The organism is Burkholderia sp. BCC1638 (genome assembly GCF_902833195.1).
In the GTDB taxonomy this organism is placed as follows: Bacteria; Pseudomonadota; Gammaproteobacteria; order Burkholderiales; family Burkholderiaceae; genus Burkholderia; species Burkholderia diffusa.
Genome location: NZ_CADFEC010000022.1, coordinates 41,750 through 64,411 on the forward strand (window position 1 = coordinate 41,750; position 22,662 = coordinate 64,411).

The following is a 22,662-nucleotide window of genomic DNA, read 5'->3' on the forward strand; positions in this document are numbered from 1 at the left end:
CGATTTATTGATAAGTGTTAATTCGCGAGAAAAATGAATTTATCTCAAAATAACAAGGACTTGTGTCCATGTGTTTTGGGGTGATCGGTTGGGTCTGCAGTCGAGCGTCGCACTGAAGTTGTGTGTGGGGCGATGGAGATTTCAAAAAAGTGAATTTGGGGGTGTTATTGGGAAATATTGCTGATTTGTCGCATTGACGGAAGTTGCAATTCGTGCCGATAATGCGCCTTCTATTTGATTGGCAGATTGAATTGAATAGAGAGGGGGGCGTGTCAGTGTTTCCGGAGGTCGTCCGGAAGATAGTCTGTATAGCAGTCCTGAGAGACGCTGCATGGTGCTTGGAACCATTGCGGCCAACAACAAAGATCATCATGACCATTTCTCGCCAAGCGCTATTCGGTAAGCTCGGGGTCCAGCTTTACCGGGGTATCGAGTCAGCGACGAATTTCTGCAAGTTGCGCGGGAATCCGTTCGTCGAACTCGCTCACTGGCTGCACCAGTTGTTGCAACAACCGGACGGCGATCTTCAACGGATCGTGCGTCACGCGGCGATCGATCGCGATGGGCTCGAGCGCGATCTCGCTCGGGCACTGGCCGCCTTGCCGGCCGGCGCGAGCTCGATCAACGACTTTTCGTGGCATATCGAATCGGCGATCGAGCGTGCCTGGGTGCTCGCGACGCTCGAATACGGCGATCGCCGCGTGCGCGGCGCGTGGCTGATCGCGGCACTCGTGTCCACACCCGAACTGCGGCGCGTCATGCTCGAGATCTCTCCGGCGTTCGGCAAAATTCCGGTCGGTGATGTCGACGACGTTCTGCCAGCCTGGATAGCCGGCTCGCCGGAAGCGGGCGACGGCCCGTATGACCATAGCGAATATCTGCCTGCCACGCCGGGCGAAGCGTCCGGTGCGATGCCGGCCACGCCGAAGGGCGGCACACTCGATCAGTACTGCGCGGATCTGACGGCGCGTGCGCGTGCCGGCGAGATCGACCCGGTCATCGGGCGCGAACTCGAGATTCGCACGATGATCGACGTGTTGCTGCGCCGTAGACAAAACAATCCGTTGGTGACCGGTGAAGCCGGAGTCGGCAAGACGGCCGTGGTGGAGGGTCTCGCGCGTGCGATCGCGTCGGGCAACGTGCCGCCGAAGCTTGCGGATGTGCGTCTGCTGAGCCTTGATGTCGGCGCGTTGCTGGCGGGCGCCAGCATGAAGGGGGAATTCGAAGCGCGACTGAAGGCGTTACTCGAAGCGGCCGTGAAGTCGCCGGTGCCGGTCATCCTGTTCATCGACGAAATCCACACGCTGATCGGCGCGGGCGGCCAGGCCGGCACGGGCGATGCCGCCAACCTCCTGAAGCCAGCGCTGGCGCGCGGCACGCTGCGCACGATTGGCGCGACGACCTGGGCCGAGTACAAGCGGCATATTGAGAAAGATCCCGCATTGACGCGACGCTTTCAGGTGCTCCAGGTCGCGGAGCCGTCCGAGGCCGCTGCCGTCGACATGGTGCGGGGGCTCGTGCAAACGTTTTCGGCGCATCACGGCGTAGTGGTGCGTGACGAGGCGATTCGCGGTGCAGTGACGTTGTCTCACCGTTATATCCCGTCGCGCCAATTGCCGGACAAGGCGATCAGCTTGCTCGACACCGCATGCGCACGCGTGGCGCTGTCTCAGCATGCCACGCCGCGAGAGCTCGACGATGTACGTCAACGGCTTGCTGCCGTCCGCACGGAAGAGGCGCTACTCGCGCAGGAAGCTCGTATCGGGCTGGGCGTAGGCAAGGCGTTGGAAAGCGTGCGCGAACGCATCGCCGCGCTCGCAGCGGACGAGGCTGCGGTCGAGGTCCGCTGGCGTGAACAGACGGCGGCCGCGCAGGCGTTGCTTGCCGCACGTGAAACCGTGCGTGGCGATATGGCGCACGAGCCGGTATCGGGCGATCAGCTCCGCGAACTCGAACAGGCGTTGCTGACGCTGCAGGGCGATGCGCCGCTCGTGTTTCCGGAGGTCGATGCGGCAATCGTCGCGGAGATTGTTTCCGACTGGACGGGTATCCCTGCCGGCCGCATGGTCACGGACGAACTCGACGCAGTGCGTCGGTTGTCGGAAACGCTGGAGGCGCGCGTGGTCGGTCAGACCGACGCGCTGCGCCTGATCGGCGAACGCGTGCAGACCGCACGAGCCGGCCTGACCGATCCGAAAAAGCCGCTGGGCGTGTTCCTGCTCGCAGGCCCGTCGGGCGTCGGCAAGACTGAAACCGCGCTGGCGCTGGCCGAGGCCCTGTACGGTGGCGAGCAAAACCTGATCACGGTCAACATGAGCGAGTATCAGGAAGCGCACACCGTTTCGGGGCTAAAGGGGGCGCCGCCGGGCTACGTCGGATATGGTGAGGGTGGCGTGCTGACCGAAGCAGTGCGCCGCCGTCCGTATTCGGTCGTCCTGCTCGACGAGGTCGAAAAGGCCCATGGCGACGTGCACGAAATGTTCTTCCAGGTGTTCGACAAGGGCTACATGGAAGACGGCGACGGCCGCCATATCGATTTCCGCAACACGACGATCCTGCTGACGAGCAATGTCGGCGCAGACCTGAGCGCGAGCCTGTGTGCCGATCCCGCGCTCGCACCGGACCAGGAAGGCTTGCGGGAGGCGCTTGCCCCCGAGTTGCTGAAAACCTTCCCGGCGGCCTTCGTCGGCCGTGTGACGGTGGTGCCATACCGGCCGTTGGCCGACGACGCGCTCGCTCGCATCGTGCGCTTGCACCTGGGGCGCGTCGTGAAACGGATGTCCGACGCTCACGACATCGCGCTCACGTTCGAAGATGCGGTGGTCGGCTACATCGTCGGTCGCTGTCTCGTTCAGGAAACCGGTGCACGCGTCCTTATCGGTTTCATCGAACAACACATCCTGCCGCGCCTGTCGGCGCTCTGGCTCGATGCCTTCGCGTCGAAAGGTGAGCTCGCGCGCATTGTGGTCGGTGTTGCCGACCCGGCCGCCGACCCCGCGCAGGCGCTGACCTTCGATGCAACGCCTTCTCGCTTGGACGAGCCGCTTGGCTAAGCGCCGTCCATTTCCCACTGTTCAGGAGAACCTGTCCATGTCCGCTTCCAGCAGTTCGCAGAAATTCATTGCGCGCAATCGTGCGCCGCGCGTGCAGATCGAGTACGACGTCGAGGTTTACGGCTCGGAGAAGAAGGTCGAGCTGCCTTTCGTCATGGGTGTGCTGGCCGACTTGTCGGGCAAGCATCCGGTCGAGCCGCTTCCGGCGGTGTCCGACCGGCGATTCCTCGAAATCGACATCGACAACTTCGATGAGCGGATGAAGGCCATTCGGCCGCGCGTCGCGTTTGCCGTGCCGAATACGCTCACGGGCGAAGGCCAGATGATGGTCGACATGACCTTCGAGAGCATGGAGGACTTTTCCCCGGCCGCCATCGCACGCAAGGTCGAACCGCTCCGCCAGTTGCTGGAGGCTCGCACGCAATTGGCGAACCTGCAAACCTACATGGACGGCAAGTCGGGTGCCGAAGCGCTCGTGACGCAGCTGCTGCAGGATCCGGCGCTCCTGAAATCGCTGGCTGCTGCGCCGAAGCCCGAGCATCACGAAGCGGGTGCCGTCGACCAGAACGAAGCCAATTGACCGACGAACCGATCGAGGATGACCACCATGGCGAAGCAACACGCACAGGCCGCGCAAACGCAGACGGCCACTCAATCCGACTTCACGCAATTGCTGGAAAAGGAATTCCGTCCGAAGACCGACCAGGCGCGTGAGGCGGTTGAATCCGCGGTCCAGACACTCGCCGAGCAGGCGCTTGCGCAGACCGCGACCATCAGCGACGACGCCTATAAGAGCATCGCGGCGATCATTGCGCAAATCGACCACAAGCTTTCCGAACAGATCAACCTGATCCTGCACCACGACGATTACCAGGCGCTGGAATCGGCTTGGCGCGGCTTGAACCACCTCGTGTCGAATACGGAAACCGACGAGCATCTCAAGATTCGCGTCCTGGACGTCTCGAAGACCGAGCTGCACCGAACGATGCGTCGGTACAAGGGATTGGCGTGGGATCAAAGCCCGCTCTTCAAGCAGATCTATGAACAGGAATACGGCCAGCTCGGCGGCGAGCCGTACGGCTGCATCGTCGCCGACTACTATTTCGACCATACGCCGCCCGACGTCGATCTGCTCGGATCGATCGCAAAGGTCGCCGCAGCATCTCACACGCCGTTCATCACGGGGGCCGGCCCGTCGGTGCTCCAGATGGAGTCGTGGCAGGAGCTGGCGAACCCGCGCGATCTGACGAAGATTTTCACGCAGAACCTCGAATATGCGGCGTGGAATTCGCTGCGCAATACCGAAGACGCTCGTTATGTCGGGCTGACGATGCCGCGCTTCCTCGCACGGCTGCCTTATGGCGCCAAGACCAATCCGGTCGACGAATTCGATTTCGAAGAAGACACCAACGGCTCGGATCACAGCCGTTACGGCTGGGCGAACGCGGCATACGCAATGGGCGTCAACATCAACCGTTCGTTCAAGCAGTACGGCTGGTGCTCGCTGATTCGCGGCGTCGAGTCGGGCGGTACGGTCGAGGGCTTGCCGTGCCATACGTTCCCGACCGACGACGGCGGCGTCGACATGAAATGTCCGACCGAGATCGCGATCTCGGATCGGCGCGAGGCCGAACTGTCCAAGAACGGCTTCATTCCGCTCGTGCATCGCAAGAACACCGATCACGCGACCTTCATCGGCGCGCAGTCGTTGCAGAAGCCGGCCGAGTATCACGATCCGGACGCGACCGCCAACGCGAACCTGTCGGCCCGCCTGCCGTATCTGTTTGCCTGCTCGCGCTTCGCGCACTACCTGAAGTGCATCGTGCGCGACAAGATCGGCGCGTTCAAGGAGCGCGAGGACATGCAGCGCTGGCTGAACGAATGGGTCATGCACTATGTCGACGCGGATCCCGCCAACTCGTCGCAGGACACCAAGGCGCGCCGGCCGCTCGCCGCGGCGGAAGTCCTCGTCGAAGACGTCGAGGGCAACCCGGGCTATTACCAGGCGAAATTCTTCCTGCGTCCGCACTTTCAGCTCGAAGGGCTGACGGTCTCGCTGCGGCTCGTGACGAAGCTTCCGTCGATCAAGGAAGCGGCGTAAGCGGAAGCTAACCCATCCCATCGGGCCGGGCATTCAAGCGTTTCATTTTGTGGTGAACGGCCTTTTTCTACTCATGTAAGTAAAGGAGTGCTACGTATGGCGCAGGACATTTTTCTGAAGATCGACGGTATCAACGGTGAATCGCTCGACGACAAGCACAAGGATGAGATCGAAGTCCTGAACTGGGATTGGGAAATCACTCAGGAATCGACGATGCATGCCGGAAGCGGTGGCGGCGCCGGCAAGGCGACGGTCAAGGATCTGACGTTCGAACACAACATCGATCGCGCGAGCCCGAACCTGATGAAGTACGCGCTGACCGGCAAGCATATCGATCAGGCGACGCTCGTGATGCGCAAGGCCGGTGGCAACCCGCTCGAGTACCTGAAGATCACGATGAGCGACGTGATCGTCACGCGCGTGAAGCCGTCCGGCAGCAAAAGCGACGCAGAGAAGAGTCGTGAGACGGTCGCGTTGTCGTTCGCGAAAGTGAAGCAGGAATATGTCGTGCAGAACGCGCAAGGCGGCAGCGGCGGCGCGGTGACGGCCGGCTTCGACATCAAGGGCAACAAGGAAGCGTAAGTCGGCGAGGTGTTGCGTGTGCGCAAGGGTGTCTCGGCGTGCGCGCAGCGCCTTTTTGCTGCATTCAAGGTGAAATCTGCATGCGTTCGATCCTGACTGCCGCCGCGCTTGCCGGCGTCGTGATTCTTGCGGCCTGTGCGAGCGGCGAACCGAAGCCCAAGGAGCCGGTTCGGTTTGACCTGACGGTCAACGCGCGACCGGACGTCAACCCTGACGATCGCGGTCGGGCCGCGCCGATCGTCGTTCGCATCTATGAACTGAAGAACGACATCGCGTTCGGCACAGCCGACTTTTTCACGCTGCAGACGCAGGAAAAGACGGTATTGGGCGATGACGTCGTGAAGCGTGACGAACTGCAGCTGCGACCGGGCGAGCACAAGAAGATCGTTCGGTATTCCGGTGCGGATACGACGGCCATCGGCGTGATCGCGGCTTATCGGGATCTTCCCAATTCGGTTTGGCGAGTCGTTTACACGATACCGACTGGTCCCGACAAGGCGTGGTATCGCTTTTTCACACCAAAACTGAAGTTGGACATTGCTCTCGACGCCAAGGCAGTCAGCGTGCGAGAGACGGGGAAGAAATAAAAGCATGAGCAATCTCAATTTGAAATCGGAACTGACAGTCACCGACATCATCGGACACGCTGTTATCTGGATCCTTCTTTCGATTGTCACGTTCGGTCTCGCGTTGTTCGTCTATCCGTACTACCTGTACCGATTCGTGATCAGTCGAACGGTCGCCGTCAATTCAGACGGCAAGGTAGTGGGAAGGCTCGAGTGCACGATGGATCTGGCGACGATGATCGGAAAGATCGTGATCTGGACGCTGATCTCGATCGTCACGCTGGGCATCGGTTACTTCGTCTTTTTGTACAAGATCCTCGCGCACTGCATGAACCACACGCGAATGGTCAGCAACTGATCGATCTCATGGCGCGTATTTGAGTGGATGGCATAAAAATGCAGGCGCTTCGCGCAGCCAGGCCTGAGTTGGACCTGGCGGCCAGACATGATGGGTATGGCCCATCTTTCGCACGGACAATCGGACAACACGTATGAGTTGGTATGCCAAGGTTGCCTGGCAAGAGGGGCTGTTTTTCCGTCCACAACTGTTCCAGCAACAGGATCGCTATTTCGAGAAATACGCGCATATGCGTGCGACCCCGTTGTCGCCGTTCTTTTTCGGCTTCGCGAGCTATGCGCTCGACCTGGAGTCGCTGGCGCTCGGGAAGGTGATCGTCAAAACGGCCGCCGGCGTGTTCGCCGACGGCACGCCGTTCGATGCGCCGGGCAATACACCTCCGCCGCCTCCGTTGACGATTCGGCCCGAACACCTCGATCAGGTGATCTATCTCGCGGTGCCGGTCCGGCTGCCGAACTGTGAAGAAACGACGTTCGAGAACAGCGCGGATTCCCTGGCGCGCTACCTGGTGTTCGATACGGAATTGCGCGACACGAATTCGATCGGTCTTGCCCCCGAGGCCGTGCAACTGTCGAATCTGCGCCTGCGCCTGATGCCGGAAAAGGAACTGGGCGATGCATGGATCGGCCTCGCACTCACGCGTGTCAAGACGATCCGCGCGGACGGCAGTATCGAGCTCGACGACACGCTTGTACCGCCTGTATCCGGTTATGGCGCGAGCGACCTCCTCGCAAGCTGGGTGACGAAAATCCACGATCTCGCGCATCTGCGTGCGAATGCGCTCGCGGAACGGCTCGCCGGCACGGACGAGACGACAGCGAGCGCGGCGACGGTTACGGATTACCTGCTGCTGCAGATCCTGAACCGCTACGAGCCGTTGCTGCAGCACTTGCTGCGGGTGCCGGCCGTATCGCCGGCCGATGTTTATGCGCTGCTGATCAGCATGGCGGGCGAACTGTCGACGCATCTGCGCACGGATACGCGGCGGCCGCTCGACACACATCCGCCTTATCAGCACACGACGCCGCATCTGTGTCTGAAGCCGGTTGTCGACGATACGCACCGGCTGCTGAACGCCGTGCTGGTGCGCAGCGCGCAGAGCATTGCATTCGAAGATCGCGGGCACGGGATGCGCAACGCGGTGGTCGATCCGGTTGATATGCAGGGCTTTACCGCGCTGGTGCTGGCCGTTCACGCGGCGATGCCGCCTGACGTGCTGAAGCAGCAATTCCTGGCGCAGGCGAAGGCCGGGCCGTCGGAAAGGTTGCCGAGCCTTGTCCGCAGTCACTTGCCGGGTATCGGTCTGCAGGCGCTGCCGGTGCCCCCGCGGCAGATCCCGTTCAACGCGGGCTACATCTATTACGAGTTGACGCAAGGCGGGCCGCTTTGGGAGGAAGTCGTGCGTCACGGCGGTATCGCGTTGCACGTGGCGGGTGAGTTCCCGTCGTTGAGATTGGAGTTGTGGGGCGTGCGCGCATAAGCGTGACGGATTCGAAGCGGCTGGATTGCCATCGAGAGTCGATGGCTCGATCGATTCAATGGAGATGTCGGGATGGCTTTGTTTGACTCACCACGGACGCTGTCGGTTTGCGGCGCGGCCATGCCGATGTACGGTGATCGTCCGATCCTCACGCCGGTGAAGCTTACCGGCGGCGAAGCCGTTGGCGAATTGTTCGAGTACACACTCGAGCTGAAAACCCCCGACGAACTCGGCTTCTCGCAAAGCATTGCCGCGAATATCGATCTCGACAAGCTGATCGGCACCGAGCTGACCGTCTCGATTCAGCTCGAAGGCGTGGGGCATTTCATTCGTGGTCTCGCCGGCAACGCTGGAATCGCGAACATCGGCGCAGGCACGCGCGAGATCACCGGAATCGTCTTCCGCGCATCCATCCTGCGAGAAGACGGTCGATCGATCGTGTACGCGGTCACGCTTCGACCGTGGCTCTGGTTGGCGACGAAGAACTGCGATTGCCGAATCTTCCAGGACATGTCCGTGATCGAGATCACCGACGCGGTGCTCTCGACGTACCTGTTTCCGGTCGATAAGCGGCTGACGCCGCCGCGTCCGAACAACGTTTGGCCCAAGCGGGACATCCAGCGCCAGCACCACGAAAGCGACTGGACGTTCCTGCAGCGGTTGTGGGAGGAGTGGGGCATCTTCTACTTCTTCGAGCATGCCGACGGCAAGCATCGTTTGGTCTTGTGCGATGCGATCGCCGCGCTCAAGCCGCACGGCGAAGCCTACGCGACGATCCGCTATGAAGCCCCCAACAGCCGGCGTGTCGACGAGGAGCATATTCACGCGTTGTCGATCTCGAATGCGTTGACGACCGGCGCGGTCACGAGTGTCGATTACGACTACACGCGACCGCGCGCAGATCTGACGGTTGGGCGAGAGGATCCGCGCGATACGGGGCTCGCTCATCACGAGCATTACACGTGGGGCGACTATGCGCAGCCGCAGGCTGGTAAGGGAGGTTTGTCGGGCGCGTCCAATGAGCCGCGAACGGAAGCGGAATACCTGACGCTCGTGCAGATGCAGGCGTATCGCTGCCAGGGGCTCAGGGCTTCCGGGCAGGGCAATCTGCGCGGACTGGTCGTCGGCCAGACCTTTGTGCTGTCGCACTATCCGCAGAACGCAGCCAACCGGGAGTATGCGGTCATCGGCTGCAAGCTGACGATCGAAGAGGTTGGCGAGGCATCGGGTTCCGGTCAGCGTTACCACTGCGAAGCGGACTTCGTGCTGCAGCCGACCCATGAGCCATTCCGGTTGCCGCGCACGATCGCGAAGCCGCGCATTACCGGCGTCGAATATGCCGTTGTGACATGTCCGGAGAACCAGGAAATCTGGACGGACGCGTACGGTCGGGTGAAGTTGCAATTCCTGTGGGATCGGCTCGGCGACAACGATGAACGTTCAAGCTGCTGGGTGCGCGTTGCCGGTGCATGGCATGGCGATCAGTTCGGCGGCATCTTCCTGCCGCGCCGCGGCCATGAGGTTGAGGTTGCATTCGCGAATGGTGATCCGGACTTGCCGATCATCGTCGGTAGTGCTGTGAATGCGTTCAACATGCCGCCGTTTGCTTTACCGGAGAACCAGACGCTTGCCGGTTTTCGTAGCAAGGAGATCGGTGCTCGGCGGGCGAATACGCTGGCTTTCGACGATACGAACGGAAGAATTCAGGCGCACCTGTCGAGTGACGAAGGCACGTCGCAGTTGAATTTGGGGTACATCACGCGTATTGCGGGGAATGCGGGGCGAAAGGATGAGCGCGGTCGGGGCGTTGAATTGCGTACCGATGGGGACGGCGTCTTTCGTGCGGCGACGGGCATGTTACTCACGACGGAAGGCCGTCCTAATGCGCAGGGCCATGCCAAAGCTATGTCGGAAGCGATTCGGCGGCTCGAAGTTGCACAGAGCCTGCATGTCGCGATGAGCGATGCCGCCCAGGAAGCTCAAGCCCAGGAGACCGACGGACATCAGTCGGACCTCGCGAAGACGATTGACGCGCAGAACGACCAGATTCGCGGTGTCGAGAGCGACGGAAATCCGTTCCCGGAATTTTCTGAGCCCCATCTGATGATCGATGGTAAGGCGGGTGTTGAAATCACGACGCCCGCTACGGTGCACGTTGCCGCGCAACAGGTCGCGTTGACGAGCGAGGGGCATGTCGGCGTTGCGAGCGGCCGAAGTTTCTTTGCGAGCGTGCGCGACACGATCAGTCTGTTTGCCCAACGAGCGGCTATCAGGATCTCGGCCGCGCTGGGCGACATCGTTCTTCACGCGTTGACCAGTTCGATCAAGCTGGAGTCCGCGAAATCTATCCAGTTACTGACGAAAGTCATCCAGATCACGGGCGTTGAAAAGCTGGAGCTGCAAGGCGGAAAGACCCGCATGGTGCTTGACGACAGTGGCGCACAGATATTTACGCCGGGCAAGTTCGTTGCGTTTGCATCCACTCACTCGCTACCGGGACCGAAAGACTCGCCGGTCAGCCTTACGCCGAAGAGTATCTGCATCGAATGTCTTCTTAAAGCCGCCAGAGGCGGGTCAGCGTTGGTTCCACGGCAATAACCTCAACCTTCGGATCGATAGCATGGTCAACAGCGTTTGTTTCTCACAGTTGGGCGTTTTCCTGAAGAGGATGCTGCCGGTGCTCTGCCTGTTATTGGGTGCTTGCGCGGGTGGGCAATCGACAGGGGGGACAGTGCAACTCGATATGCCGAAGAGAGTCCAGCTGCTGGCTGGGGATTCGAAGGCATTGAACTACACGCCTTGGTACATCCACACGTTCTCAATAGTTGGTCCGCGCGGAAGTGGCATCGGTGGCGGTGGTCCGAACGTCATGCCAATTCAGAAAAATGGTCGACCGTCAGGTGGGGGAGCGGGAGTCTGTTGCACGAGCCTGCCCACCGAATGGCAAGCGGATATGAAGTTGACGGTGCGATGGCTGGTGGACAAGAAACAGGACGGGAAAACACCGGGCTACTGGTACAAGGCGGAGAACGTGCAGATTGCGCCCTATGCCAGTGGCAATACCGGAGATGCGTGGGCGATCTTTTTACCGGGAGATCGTGTGCGCGTGATGTTGACGGATGGTAATCGAGATGGCGGAAACAACCCGACCATTCGCCCGGCGGATAACGATCCGTACATCGCGCAGGGCGTGATCGACGAAGCGTGGAACCGGAAGTACAGAAGAGGGGGCATGCAGTGACGATTCAATGGCGTAGGGTGAGAACCGGCTTGCTGGCGGCGCTGTGTTTGTCATTGGGCGCGTGTGCCGGTGGTCAACCGACAGGGGTGGCAGTCGAAGTACCGAAACGGGTGCCACTGCTGGCTGGGGATTCGAAGGCATTGAACTACACGCCTTGGTATATCCACACGTTCTCAATAGTTGGTCCGCGCGGAAGTGGCATCGGTGGCGGTGGTCCGAACGTCATGCCAATTCAGAAAAATGGTCGACCGTCAGGTGGGGGAGCGGGAGTCTGTTGCACGAGCCTGCCCGCCGAATGGCAAGCGGATCTGAGGTTAACGGTGCGCTGGTTGGTGGAAAAGAAGAGACCGGACAGAAAGAAATGGGGCTATTGGTACAAGGCGGAGAACGTGCAGATTGCGCCCTACACCAGTGGCAATACCGGAGACGCGTGGGCGATCTTTTTACCGGGAGATCGTGTGCGCGTGATGTTGACAGATGGCAATCGAGATGACGGAAACAACCCGACCATTCGCCCGGCGGACAACGACCCGTATATCGCGCAGGGGGTGATCGATGACGAATGGAACCGGCGTTATCCGCCGGCTCACGATTGAGGAGGGAAAGTCAGTGACGATTCGATGGCGTGGGGTGGGAACCGGCTTGCTGGCGGCGCTGTGTTTGTCGCTGGGCGCGTGTACCGGCGGCCAACCGACAGGGGTGGCAGTCGAAGTACCGAAACGGGTGCCGCTGCTGTCGGGGGATACCAAGGCGCTGAACTATACGCCCTGGTACATCCACTCGTTCGCGATGACGGGGCCGACGGGAAGCGGGATCCGGGGCGGCGGTCCGAACGTGATGCCAATCCAGCCAAATGGCAAGCCATCCGGAGGAGGCAAGGCAGTCTGTTGCACGAGCCTGCCCGCCGAATGGCAAGCGGATCTGAGGTTAGCGGTGCGCTGGCTGGTGACAAAGAAGAGACCGGACGGAAAGAAATGGGGCTATTGGTACAAGGCGGAGAACGTGCAGATTGCGCCCTACACCAGTGGCAATACCGGTGATGCGTGGGCGATCTTTTTACCGGGAGATCGTGTGCGCGTGATGTTGACAGATGGCAATCGAGATGGTGGAAACAACCCGACCATTCGCCCGGCGGACAACGATCCGTATATCGCGCAGGGCGTGATCGATGACGAATGGAACCGGCGTTATCCGCCGGCTCACGATTGAGGAGGGAAAGTCAGTGATGATTCGATGGCGTGGGGTGGTGATCAGCTTGTTGTCGGCGCTCTGTGCGTCGCTTGCTGCGTGCGCGGGCGGGCAACCGAATGTAACTGTTGCCGAAGACGTGTCTCGCCCGGTGAAGGTGGGTGGCGGCATGGATGTTTTCGCGCAGAACTATTCGCCGTGGTACATCCACACGTTTTCGATGGTCGGACCGTCCGGGAGCGGGATTAGTGGCGGCGGCCCGAACGTGATGCCGATCCAGCCAAATGGTAAGCCATCGGGTGGCGGCAAAGCGGTCTGTTGCATGCGCTATCCGCTCGAATGGCAAGCAGACCTGAAGTTGACGGTGCGCTGGCTGGTGACGAAGAAGAGACCGGACGGAAAGAAATGGGGCTACTGGTACAAGGCAGAGAACGTGCAGATTGCGCCGTACGACGGTGCCAATGCCAATCATGCATGGGGCATCTTTCTGCCGGGAGACCGGGTGCGCGTGATGATCACCGACGGCAATCGGGAGGGCGGGAATAATCCGAACAACCGTCCAGCCGACAACGATCCGTATATCGCGCAGGGCGTGATCGACGACGAATGGAACCGGCGTTATCCGCCGGCGCACGATTGAGGAGGGGACGTCAGTGACGATTCGATGGCGTGGGGTGGTGATCAGCTTGTTGTCGGCGCTCTGTGCGTCGCTTGCTGCGTGCGCGGGCGGGCAACCGAATGTAACTGTTGCCGAAGAAGTGTCTCGCCCGGTGAAGGTGGGCGGAGGCATGGATGTTTTCGCGCAGAACTATTCGCCATGGTACATCCACACGTTTTCGATGGTCGGGCCGTCCGGGAGCGGGATTGGTGGCGGCGGTTCGAACGTGCTACCGATCAAGGCGAATGGCCGCCCGTCCGAAGGGGGAGGAATGTGCTGTATGCGCTATCCGCTCGAATGGCAAGCAGACCTGACCTTGACGGTGCGCTGGCTGGTGGACAAGAAGCAAGACGGGAAAACACCGGGCTACTGGTACAAGGCAGAGAACGTGAGGATTGCGCCGTACGACGGTGCCAATGCCAATCATGCATGGGGCATCTTTCTGCCGGGCGACCGGGTGCGCGTGATGATCACCGACGGCAATCGGGAGGGCGGGAACAATCCGAACAACCGTCCAGCCGACAACGATCCGTATATCGCGCAGGGCGTGATCGACGACGAATGGAACCGGAAGTACAGAAGAGGAGGCATGCAGTGACGATTCGATGGCCTGACGCAATACCGGAGGAGGGCCGGTTGCAGCGCTCGCAAAGCGAAGACGCGTACGAGCAGGGCGCACTGCGGATGCATGACGAAACGCGATCGTGTCAGCAAACGCTGCAGATCAGCCTGTTCTTCGACGGCACGAACAATAATGACGCGGCGGATAATCCGCTGCGCGACTCGCTCAGTCGTAGCCATACCAATGTCGCACGGCTGTTCAATGTGGCGTTGGATAAGAACGAGGATGGCATATTCGCCTTTTACATTCCCGGCGTCGGTACGCCGCTGCCCGAGATCGGCGAAGAGACGTATTCGAAAATGGGTAAGGCGATGGCCGAGGGCTTCAATGCGCGATGCTTGCTCGGCTATGTGCGTGTGTTGAATGCCGCTTACTGGGCGATTGCACCGGACAAGTCCCTTGCCCTGATTTCGCCGGGGACGGCAAAAAGGATATGCGATGCCGCTGCCAATGGGGACATGAGCGGATTCGACGAACCGATCCAGACACTGGGCGTGACCCACAAGCTTGCGGTGGATGCCCTGCATCCGCCCGGGACGATCAGAAAGATCTGGATCAACGTGATTGGCTTTTCCCGTGGGGCCGCCGGCGCGCGCGCATTCGTCCACAAACTGGTCAACAGTTGGGCGCCCGGTGGCAATCTGGTCAAGTTCGCCGGCAAGTACGCGCTGCCGTATCAGGTGAATTTCCTGGGATTGTTCGATACTGTCGCCTCCGTGGGCCCCCCTGATTTTACCCGCGCGACCGTCGACATCGGGTCGTTCGATGGGCACTTCGCGTTTGCCAACAACGGTGCAATGCGCATTCCCGAATCGGTTCGCTACTGCGTTCATGCGTTCTCGATTCACGAGCAGCGCATGAGCTTCCCGGTTGATTCAATCCGCGAGGTAGGGGGAGCCTATCCACCCGGCATCCGACACGAAATTGCCTATCCCGGTGTGCATTCGGATGTCGGCGGTGGCTATGCGCCGAACGAACAGGGCAAGGGTCGTGATCCCGACAAGGGCGACGGTGGCAAGCTGAGCCAGATCCCGCTGCACGACATGTACATCCATGCGCTGAAATACGGTGTGCCGATGATGAGGGGCGACGAGATTCTCGACGACCCGCAAATGCGAGCGGATTTTGACATCTTTCCTACTACGATCACCGCTTTCAACAACTGGCTAAAAACTGCCGGTCCGATCGGGCGCATGGAGGATGCGATCAAGCACGGCATGGCCGATATGCTGGCATGGCGGACGCTACGTGCGCAGCCCGAGTCGCCCGAATACGTGGCCAGCCAGGAATTCTTCCGCAAGGCGAGGGAAGACGGCATGACACCCTACAAAGTCGACGAGGCACTGGAGAAAGCAAAGAAGACGGATCCGCAACTGAAGACGCTCAACGCCAAGCGAGCGCGGCTGGAGGTGCGGAAGTCCCAAGAAACGGGCAACCACCGCTATCCGGCCAACATGCCGAGGATCATGGAGTTGGACGCGCAGATCAAGGCGACGAATCTTGAGATCGACCGTCGCACGGAGGCACTGTGCGGCGCGGTGGCTCACCCAGGCACCGAGGACGCCGCGCCGGCGCGTCCCGGCGAAGGCGTCTGTGACGTTACAAACAACGAGCAGACCGATTTGCGCCAGGGCGCAGAGGAGATGCGCCTGCTGTTGGGCTACTTGCATCCTGAGGACCGCGAATCGAAGTGGAAGGTCACTGTGACCTTACGCAAGGATCCGGCACCCCGACAATACCCGGACATGGGTACGACGACAACGACACTTTCGGTGAAGCACGAGCAGCCTGGCAGTGATGCCCCCGAGGTCAGGCTCGCAGAGAGCGGAATTTTGCTTGCATCGACATGGAGCACGATTTTCAGCATATTCAGCCCGTCAAATGACATCGTGGCGGCGCCCGCGCGCGGCGTCGTCAACTTTCTGAAAAAGCATGCGTCGATGGAAGCAGCCAACCGGCTCCAGAAGGCGAGCATCCATCTGCTCGACGACTATGTCCACGACAGCCGCATCTGGTTCCGCGTGCCCTGGTTTCACGAATACGCGCCGGGTGGTTATGGCTGGCCCCGCGTGATCTTCGAGGGCGGCAAAAAGCGGATCGCTTATATGGGGCTGACTTCCGAATCCGAACCGCTGGTTGCCGGGAACATCAGCAAGGCCGCATGGGCATAGAGGCAGGGGACGGAGTCATCCATATGCAACAACGCGCGCAATCATTCGGTCTGGTCGACGGTGCCGCCAACCCAGCAAGGATCTTGCCTTTGCTCGAGCAGTCCGGCACGCAGTTCGTTTCGCTCTTTGAGGGGCTTCCTGAAGAGCAACTCGGGCCGGCTTCCCTATTTCTCACCTGCATTGATGATCCGGCCGCAACATGGGTGAGCGAGCTGGATCGAATCGACCTTCACTCGCCGTGTCTCACGCTTGTCCGGAGCCGTGTCGGTTTGCAGGAGCTAGCCACGCATTTTCGCGCGTTCCTGTTTGCAGGGATCGGAGACGGCATGACCGCGATGGTCCGATTCTTCGATCCTCGTAATACAGGCGCGGTGCTCGATATGTGGGGTAAACAGATCAGCGATGTGTTCCTGGCACCGGTCGAGCGGATCAAATATCGCGGGCGTCACGCGCAGTGGCAGACGGTCGAGAATGATTCACTCGACGTGGGGCGAATTTCCCGATCCGTGATGATCGAGCTCGACCAGAGGGATATTGACAAGCTGATGGCGCATACGGAGCCAGATGAACTCATCGCATCGCTGATCGATCTGGGGCACATCGATGAAAGCCTGCCTTACAGGAGCCGCTTCACCGAATTCGAGCCCCGGTACCGACGGGCACTGGAATGGGGATTCACCGAACCCGGAGACCGGTTGGCCTATTGCAATTACTCGTACCGCTACGGAGCAGGTTTTGATCGACACCGGTACATTCGCGACGCACTGACGGTTCGTCGTCGAACTGGCGAGGGATTCGACGCGATGGTGGATCAGATACCCGGTTGGGTATGGGGCGAACTCGAGCGCGGGAGTAAAGCTGGATTGTGCGCGCAGTCTTGACACGTCATTGACTCGGAAAATAAACATGGCGCTGAAAATCATCGTGGTCGGCGATACGACCTCGCACGGGGGCCGAGTCATCAGCGGCTCGGAAACTCACACCATCGGCGGTCGGCAGATCGCCCGGCTGGATGACTTGGTCGATTGCCCCGAAAAATATCCGGACGGTCGTCCGCACGGGGTCAACCGGATCGTCGAGGCACATCCGACGTTCACCATTGGCAACCGACGCGTGGCGATGCACGGTCATCGCACGGAATGCGGTTGCACGCTGATCGGCAGTGTCGCGGCGGACGCTGGAGGCTAACCTATGGCGACAATGAATTTTCCAGCTGACGAGGTTAAGGAACAGTCTGCCGTTGAAGAAAAAGGTGGATCATCGTCGGCGAGCGTCACGACCGCTTTCAGCGATGGAGATACTCTTGCAAAAGCGGTTCCGGAATATTTCCCGTCAGAGCCGTTTGACCAGCGGTTGGCTGCGGTTCGCGTGGCACGGAATCCGTTGATAGAGGCGTCCCGTGTTTTGCTCCGCGCTCAGGCGGACATGCCCGATAAGTTGACGTCGAACCAAGCCATTGCCCGGTTAAAGTCGTTGCTTGAACAGGAAGTGCGCGTATTCGAGAAGTTGTGCGAGCAGGCAAACATCCGTCGCGATCACATGATCGGCGCAAGCTACTGCCTGTGCACGGCACTGGACGAAGCCGCAACGCAAACCGCATGGGGCAAGGAGGGTTCATCGGCGATCGAGTGGATTCGAGGGGGGCTTGCGACCACTTTCCACGGAGATCTCAAGGGCGGTGACAAAGTCTATCTGCTGATCGGTCGTCTGCTTGAGGACCCTCATGAGCATCGCGATCTCCTCCAGGTGATTTACCGCGCTCTCAGTCTTGGCTTCGAAGGCCGCTACCGAGGCGTAACCGATGGCAAACGCAAGCACGACGCGATCCGCCAACGCCTCTACAACGTCATCACGTCGCAACGCGAACCCGTGCCGATGGCGTTATCGCCCCACTGGCAATCGACGGCAAAAGGCAAGCGCCTGTCGTTCCACGATTTCCCGGTGTGGATCACTGTAACCGTCGCGTCCGTGATCCTGCTCGGCCAGTTCGGCTGGTTCAAGTACGAGCTGATGAACCGTGCCGCCGGCGTTCAAAAGCAGATTGCCGCGATAGCCGCGATGACACCGCCACCCGCACCGCCGCAAATGCACCTCAAGCAGTTGCTCAAGGACGAGATCGCCGCCGGCACCGTCAGCGTTGACGAAGCTGCCCACCGCAGCGCCGTGACATTCCGCGGCGATGCGATGTTCCAGCCCGGCGCCGCGTCGGTCCAGGCATCGATGAATCCGCTGATTTCCAAGATCGCCGGCGAGATATCCAAGGTACCAGGCAAGGTCGCCGTGCTGGGTTATACGGACAGCGTACCGATTCGCAGCCGTCATTTCGCATCGAATCAGGCGCTGTCTGAAGAGCGGGCCATTCAGGTCATGCAGATGCTGCAAGCCGCGGGCGTGCCGGCGAATCGTCTCGAAGCCGCTGGCAAGGGCGATGCCGATCCTGTCGGTGACAACCGCACCTCACAGGGGCGCGCGCAAAACCGGCGCGTCGAGATCGTCGTCGCGCGATAAGCCAGGTCTGTTTTCGGAATAACACATGAAGAAGTTTCAGTTCCTGTCGTTTCTGGCCTCGCGCCAGTTTCTCGCGTTCCTCGCACTGATTGTCGTCGCCTTGGTGATCTGGTTCGTCGGACCGTTCTTTGCGTTCGGCGGACTGAGGCCGCTCGCCGGGGCCGGCATGCGCGTGCTGTTGATCGCATTGCTGCTCGCCGGGGTGCTGCTCTGGCTCGTGGGCCAGTCGACGACGATCGTGTTCGTCGCCCTGCTTTGCTTGTTGATCTGGTATGCGGGCCCGCTGCTTTCGTTTGGTCATGCCGCTCCGTTCGAGCCGACGTCGACCCGACTCATCGCAATCGCGGTGGTGGTGGGAGTTCTCGTCATCTTCGGGATGTATCGCGTCTGGCAGAAGATGCGTGCCGACGATGCGTTCCTGAAGAAAATGTTGCGCATCGGCGACAAGAAGGACGAGTCGCCTGCCGCATCGCGGCTTCGGAAAGTCGAGCCGATCGTGACCAGCGCGCTCGCGCGCCTCAAATCGATGCGCACGGGTGCGTGCGGTCTTGGTCGGCTGTTCCAGGGCAAGCGCTATTTGTACGAGTTGCCCTGGTACATCACGCTCGGCTCACGAGGCTCGGGCAAGACCAGCGTGCTGATGAACAGCGGACTGGCGTTTCCCGTTGCCGAGCAGATGCAGCGTGCCGCGGGGAAACCTGTCGACGCCACCGCCTCGGTGGACTGGTGGTTGACCAATGATGCGGTACTCATCGACACGACGGGCTATTACACACGTCATGGCACCTCGCCGAGCGCGGACGTCGATGAACCGAAGCCGGCGGCCGATACCGTCGACGCGAATGCGAACGACTCAACGCCGGACGAGCAGCGCGCCGAAGACGATGCGAAACAAGATGCGCCGTCGCAATCGAAGGCGGCCACGGCATCGAAATCGGGTGTTGATTCCACGCCAGGCCTTTCGGGCTCGCGCCATGGTCATCAGGAGATCGATCGCGCGGAATGGCTCGGCTTTCTCGGCATGCTGCGCCGGAATCGGCCGCGCGCGCCGATCAATGGCGCGTTGCTGACGATCGATCTTGCGACGCTGGCCGACGCCGACGAGCAGGCACGGATCGCGGAGGCCGCCGCATTGCGTGCGCGGTTGGCCGAGCTGAGGCAGGAGCTCGGCATCCGCTTCCCCGTTTACGTGATGGTCACGAAGATGGACGGTCTGACGGGCTTTACCGAGTATTTCGGTGCGCTCACGTCGGAAGGGCGAGCACAGACATGGGGTTTCACACTTCCGTACGGCAAGGAAACAGTTGCGAAGGAAGGGTTGCGGGCGCGGTGCCACCAGGAGCTCACCGAACTGTCCGAACGATTGAGCGGCTCGATCGATACGCACCTGCAGGATGAATACGACTTGCCGAAGCGGCGAAGGCTAGCAGCCCTCCCGGAGGAATTTTCCGCGCTGCTCGGACCGCTGACGGACTTGATCGACCAGGTCTTTCTCGATTCGCGCTACGACGATACCCAACTCCATGCGACGTTGCGCGGCGTGTATTTCACAAGTGCGCGGCAACGGGGCGGCGAAGTCGTTGCGGAGCACCGTACGCTCGTTCAACGCCTGCTGTCGGCTCAGGACCACACCGTCGTTTCACAGCAGCGTGCCGAGGGCAACCAGAGCTTCTTTCTGCACGATCTCCTGACGCGTGTCGTGTTCCCGGAAGCACATCTCGTCAGCCCCAACCTTCGCTGGGAATTCCGCTACCGGCTGTTGCGCTTGACCGGGCACACGTTGACCCTGCTGTTGTTCGTCTGGTTGGCGATTGGCTTGCGTGTGAGCTTCGGCCACAACAGCGACTATCTCGACGCGATGGGGCGCAAGGCGCAGGCGTTGACAGCTCGCGTGACGCAACTCTACAAGACGCCGAAACCCGAATCGGTGCCGGACACACTGACCGAAGCGCGCTATCTGCCGACTTTTCCTAATCTGGACCTTTCCGATCCCGGCAGCGAGTGGCGCTATGGGCTGTACGTGCCGCCGAGCATCGCGACGGAGAGCGGTCGCACATACGATGCCCTCGAGGACAATCTGTTGTTGCCGCAAATCGTGCGTCGGATGGAGGACGTGATGTCCGGCGCGATCGCCGCAAACGATTCGAAGGTCGCTTACGATGCGCTGCGCGTCTACCTGATGCTCTACGACGCAGCGAAGTTCAATGCCGATGACGTCAAGACGTGGGTACTCGACGACTGGGCAAAACATGACAGTGCAGCGATCTTCGGCGGCCGTGCGTCGATGATCGACCATGTCCAGCAGCTCTTTTCCGGTGATCGTGTGGTGAAGTCTCCGCTCATTCGCAATGACGCACTGATCCAGCGTGCCAGGGCGTTTCTCGACGGCAGCAACGCGACCGGTCGTCTGTACGAACGCGCGAAGGTGGCGATGCAGAAGGAGGCGCCGGACGAGTTCACGCTGCTGCGCGCGGTGGGCCCGCAGGCCGGCACGGTGTTTACGCGAGCGAGCGACGCGCCGTTGTCGCGCGGCGTGTCAGGGCTCTTCACGTTCGACGGTTACCGGAATCTGTTCGACAAGCGGCTGCCTGAGTTCGTGCAGATTGCTCGCGATGACGACGCGTGGGTAATGGGGCGCTCGTACCTGGCGGGCGTGTCGGATTCGGCTCAAAAAAAAACGGCTGAAATCGTGAGCAATTCGACGGGGACGGACGACGCGCTGACGGACGCGGTCCGCCGCGAATATCTGACGGAGTACGCGCGGCAATGGGATGCGTTTCTCAACGACATCCGGACGGTCAGCGGTACGAGCCTCGCGTTCAATCTTCAGGTGCTGCGCCGCTTCGCGGCTCCCGACTCGCCACTCGTGCGGCTGGCCCGTGCGGCGGTGCATGAAACAACGCTGACGGCGCCGGTGAGCGGATCGGGCGGTACGTTTCTGCAGAAAGCAGCCGACCAGATCAGCCAGAAGGCCGACAAGGCGCTCGGCATTCGCGCGTCGGAACGCGTCGAGCGCGACCTCGTCGACGTCCATTTCGCCGCGCTGCGCGAAGTCGTGACCGGCAACGCCGATTCGGAGGGCGCTTCCCAGGCGGCGGCTCAGGCTGGCGCGACAGGCCTCGACGGTGTAACGAACCTGTTGAACGATTACTACACGGCGCTCACGGTCTCTGACAACGCGTTGTCGAACAACAGCATGCCGCCGGCCAGCGACACGGCGGCGAAACTCAAGATGGCCGCCAACACGATGCCCGCGCCTTTCCGGGCGGTACTGCTGCAGCTTGCCGCGGATGGCTCGCGCGAAGTCAATCAGGGTATCGGGCAACTATTGTCGCGCCAGATGCAGGCAGCCGTTGGCGACACGTGCCGGCTGACCATCGAGGGCAACTATCCGTTCTCGCCCGACAGCAAGCGCGATGTCGGCATCGACGATTTCACCCGCATATTCGCGCAAGGAGGCGTAATCGACGATTTCTTCGCGAAGACGCTGGCGCCTTTCGTCGACACGTCAGCGAAGCCGTGGCGGTACCGAACGCTTCCCGGCGCGACGGAACCCGTACGGGGGCCGGATCTCGAACCGTTCGAACACGCGAAAGCGATTCGCGACACCTTCTTCAGCGATCCCGGCCACAAGCAACTCACGTGGAAGGTCGACATCCGCATTCCCGAACTGGACCCCGCGATCCTGGGCCTGTCGCTCGACGTCGATGGCCAGACGTCGCTCTATCAGCATGGTCCCGTGGCGCCGTTCACGGTGTCGTGGCCGGGGCCGCGCGGTGGCGTTCATGCGGAGATCACCGCCAATCCGCGCATTCGTCCCGACACGTCGACGATCGCTGCCGACGGACCCTGGGCACTGATGCGACTGCTCCAGCGGGGACGGGTCGTCGAAACGGCGACGCCCGGCCGCAGCCGCGTCGCGTTCGAATTCGACGGTCGCAAGGCGGCGCTCGACATCGCGAGCACCGGGAGCGTGGCGAATCCGCTGACGAGCGATGTGCTGAGCACATTCCGTTGCCCTAGCTCGATGCCGCTGTTCGACCTGTCGGATAGTGGCCCGCCCCCCGGATTGCCGCGCGGCACGGTGCCGGCGGGCACGATCAATACTGCCCGATGAATGGCGAGGAGGGAACA

The 22,662-nt window shown here is 61.0% G+C and carries 18 protein-coding genes; all 18 read left to right on the forward strand.

The window, feature by feature from the left end; translation table 11 throughout:
* Positions 1–371: 371 nt before the first annotated feature.
* The 18 genes from tssH (at position 372) to tssM (ending at position 22,645) form a co-directional block, all read left to right on the forward strand.
* Positions 372–3,053, forward strand: coding sequence for a type VI secretion system ATPase TssH (gene tssH / locus HWX22_RS22970; RefSeq protein ID WP_175916462.1), 2,682 nt, complete (start codon positions 372–374; stop codon positions 3,051–3,053).
* Positions 3,054–3,090: 37 nt separating this feature from the next.
* A complete protein-coding gene (gene tssB, locus HWX22_RS22975; protein ID WP_059447500.1) occupies positions 3,091–3,633 on the forward strand; it encodes a type VI secretion system contractile sheath small subunit in 543 nt (180 codons plus the stop codon).
* A 27-nt stretch (positions 3,634–3,660) separates the two neighbouring features.
* Positions 3,661–5,154, forward strand: a complete 1,494-nt coding sequence (tssC, locus tag HWX22_RS22980; RefSeq protein ID WP_059447501.1) for a type VI secretion system contractile sheath large subunit — start codon at positions 3,661–3,663, stop codon at positions 5,152–5,154.
* Between the two features lie 96 nt (positions 5,155–5,250).
* On the forward strand, positions 5,251–5,736 hold the full coding sequence (locus HWX22_RS22985) for a type VI secretion system tube protein Hcp (RefSeq protein ID WP_059447502.1): 486 nt from the start codon (positions 5,251–5,253) through the stop codon (positions 5,734–5,736).
* A gap of 80 nt (positions 5,737–5,816) precedes the next feature.
* Entirely contained in the window at positions 5,817–6,323 is a 507-nt protein-coding gene (gene tssJ, locus HWX22_RS22990; protein ID WP_175916463.1) for a type VI secretion system lipoprotein TssJ, read from the forward strand.
* Between the two features lie 4 nt (positions 6,324–6,327).
* A complete protein-coding gene (locus tag HWX22_RS22995; protein ID WP_059692579.1) occupies positions 6,328–6,660 on the forward strand; it encodes a DUF6693 family protein in 333 nt (110 codons plus the stop codon).
* 133 nt (positions 6,661–6,793) lie between these two features.
* Entirely contained in the window at positions 6,794–8,140 is a 1,347-nt protein-coding gene (gene tssK / locus HWX22_RS23000) for a type VI secretion system baseplate subunit TssK (protein ID WP_175909763.1), read from the forward strand.
* 72 nt (positions 8,141–8,212) lie between these two features.
* On the forward strand, positions 8,213–10,738 hold the full coding sequence (gene tssI, locus HWX22_RS23005) for a type VI secretion system Vgr family protein (RefSeq protein ID WP_175916464.1): 2,526 nt from the start codon (positions 8,213–8,215) through the stop codon (positions 10,736–10,738).
* Positions 10,739–10,760: 22 nt separating this feature from the next.
* Positions 10,761–11,381: a DUF3304 domain-containing protein gene (locus tag HWX22_RS23010; protein ID WP_175916465.1), complete on the forward strand. Its 621-nt coding sequence runs from the start codon at positions 10,761–10,763 to the stop codon at positions 11,379–11,381.
* Between the two features lie 86 nt (positions 11,382–11,467).
* Positions 11,468–11,977: a DUF3304 domain-containing protein gene (locus HWX22_RS23015; protein ID WP_244135267.1), complete on the forward strand. Its 510-nt coding sequence runs from the start codon at positions 11,468–11,470 to the stop codon at positions 11,975–11,977.
* Positions 11,937–12,590, forward strand: coding sequence for a DUF3304 domain-containing protein (locus HWX22_RS23020; RefSeq protein WP_175916467.1), 654 nt, complete (start codon positions 11,937–11,939; stop codon positions 12,588–12,590). Before HWX22_RS23015 ends, HWX22_RS23020 begins: the two co-directional genes overlap by 41 nt.
* Complete coding sequence (locus HWX22_RS23025) at positions 12,550–13,209, forward strand: DUF3304 domain-containing protein (RefSeq protein WP_244135268.1); 660 nt, start codon at positions 12,550–12,552, stop codon at positions 13,207–13,209. Before HWX22_RS23020 ends, HWX22_RS23025 begins: the two co-directional genes overlap by 41 nt.
* 13 nt (positions 13,210–13,222) lie before the next feature.
* Entirely contained in the window at positions 13,223–13,825 is a 603-nt protein-coding gene (locus HWX22_RS23030; protein WP_244135269.1) for a DUF3304 domain-containing protein, read from the forward strand.
* Complete coding sequence (locus HWX22_RS23035) at positions 13,822–16,020, forward strand: DUF2235 domain-containing protein (RefSeq protein ID WP_175916468.1); 2,199 nt, start codon at positions 13,822–13,824, stop codon at positions 16,018–16,020. Before HWX22_RS23030 ends, HWX22_RS23035 begins: the two co-directional genes overlap by 4 nt.
* 23 nt (positions 16,021–16,043) lie before the next feature.
* A complete protein-coding gene (locus HWX22_RS23040; protein ID WP_175916469.1) occupies positions 16,044–16,901 on the forward strand; it encodes a DUF4123 domain-containing protein in 858 nt (285 codons plus the stop codon).
* A 25-nt stretch (positions 16,902–16,926) separates the two neighbouring features.
* On the forward strand, positions 16,927–17,208 hold the full coding sequence (locus tag HWX22_RS23045; protein WP_175916470.1) for a PAAR domain-containing protein: 282 nt from the start codon (positions 16,927–16,929) through the stop codon (positions 17,206–17,208).
* Between the two features lie 12 nt (positions 17,209–17,220).
* The gene (tssL, locus tag HWX22_RS23050; RefSeq protein WP_175916482.1) at positions 17,221–18,528 is read left to right on the forward strand and encodes a type VI secretion system protein TssL, long form; all 1,308 of its coding nucleotides are present in this window, start codon (positions 17,221–17,223) and stop codon (positions 18,526–18,528) included.
* Positions 18,529–18,553: 25 nt separating this feature from the next.
* Positions 18,554–22,645 (forward strand): type VI secretion system membrane subunit TssM, encoded by a 4,092-nt coding sequence (gene tssM / locus HWX22_RS23055; protein ID WP_175916471.1) that lies wholly within the window; start codon positions 18,554–18,556, stop codon positions 22,643–22,645.
* Positions 22,646–22,662 lie beyond the last annotated feature (17 nt).

Coding starts and splice junctions, on each gene's coding strand:
- tssH (WP_175916462.1), top strand. CDS start 372: ATGACCATTTCTCGCCAAGCGCTATTCGGTAAGCTCGGGGTCCAGCTT.
- tssB (WP_059447500.1), top strand. CDS start 3,091: ATGTCCGCTTCCAGCAGTTCGCAGAAATTCATTGCGCGCAATCGTGCG.
- tssC (WP_059447501.1), top strand. CDS start 3,661: ATGGCGAAGCAACACGCACAGGCCGCGCAAACGCAGACGGCCACTCAA.
- HWX22_RS22985 (WP_059447502.1), top strand. CDS start 5,251: ATGGCGCAGGACATTTTTCTGAAGATCGACGGTATCAACGGTGAATCG.
- tssJ (WP_175916463.1), top strand. CDS start 5,817: ATGCGTTCGATCCTGACTGCCGCCGCGCTTGCCGGCGTCGTGATTCTT.
- HWX22_RS22995 (WP_059692579.1), top strand. CDS start 6,328: ATGAGCAATCTCAATTTGAAATCGGAACTGACAGTCACCGACATCATC.
- tssK (WP_175909763.1), top strand. CDS start 6,794: ATGAGTTGGTATGCCAAGGTTGCCTGGCAAGAGGGGCTGTTTTTCCGT.
- tssI (WP_175916464.1), top strand. CDS start 8,213: ATGGCTTTGTTTGACTCACCACGGACGCTGTCGGTTTGCGGCGCGGCC.
- HWX22_RS23010 (WP_175916465.1), top strand. CDS start 10,761: ATGGTCAACAGCGTTTGTTTCTCACAGTTGGGCGTTTTCCTGAAGAGG.
- HWX22_RS23020 (WP_175916467.1), top strand. CDS start 11,937: ATGACGAATGGAACCGGCGTTATCCGCCGGCTCACGATTGAGGAGGGA.
- HWX22_RS23025 (WP_244135268.1), top strand. CDS start 12,550: ATGACGAATGGAACCGGCGTTATCCGCCGGCTCACGATTGAGGAGGGA.
- HWX22_RS23040 (WP_175916469.1), top strand. CDS start 16,044: ATGCAACAACGCGCGCAATCATTCGGTCTGGTCGACGGTGCCGCCAAC.
- HWX22_RS23045 (WP_175916470.1), top strand. CDS start 16,927: ATGGCGCTGAAAATCATCGTGGTCGGCGATACGACCTCGCACGGGGGC.
- tssL (WP_175916482.1), top strand. CDS start 17,221: ATGAATTTTCCAGCTGACGAGGTTAAGGAACAGTCTGCCGTTGAAGAA.
- tssM (WP_175916471.1), top strand. CDS start 18,554: ATGAAGAAGTTTCAGTTCCTGTCGTTTCTGGCCTCGCGCCAGTTTCTC.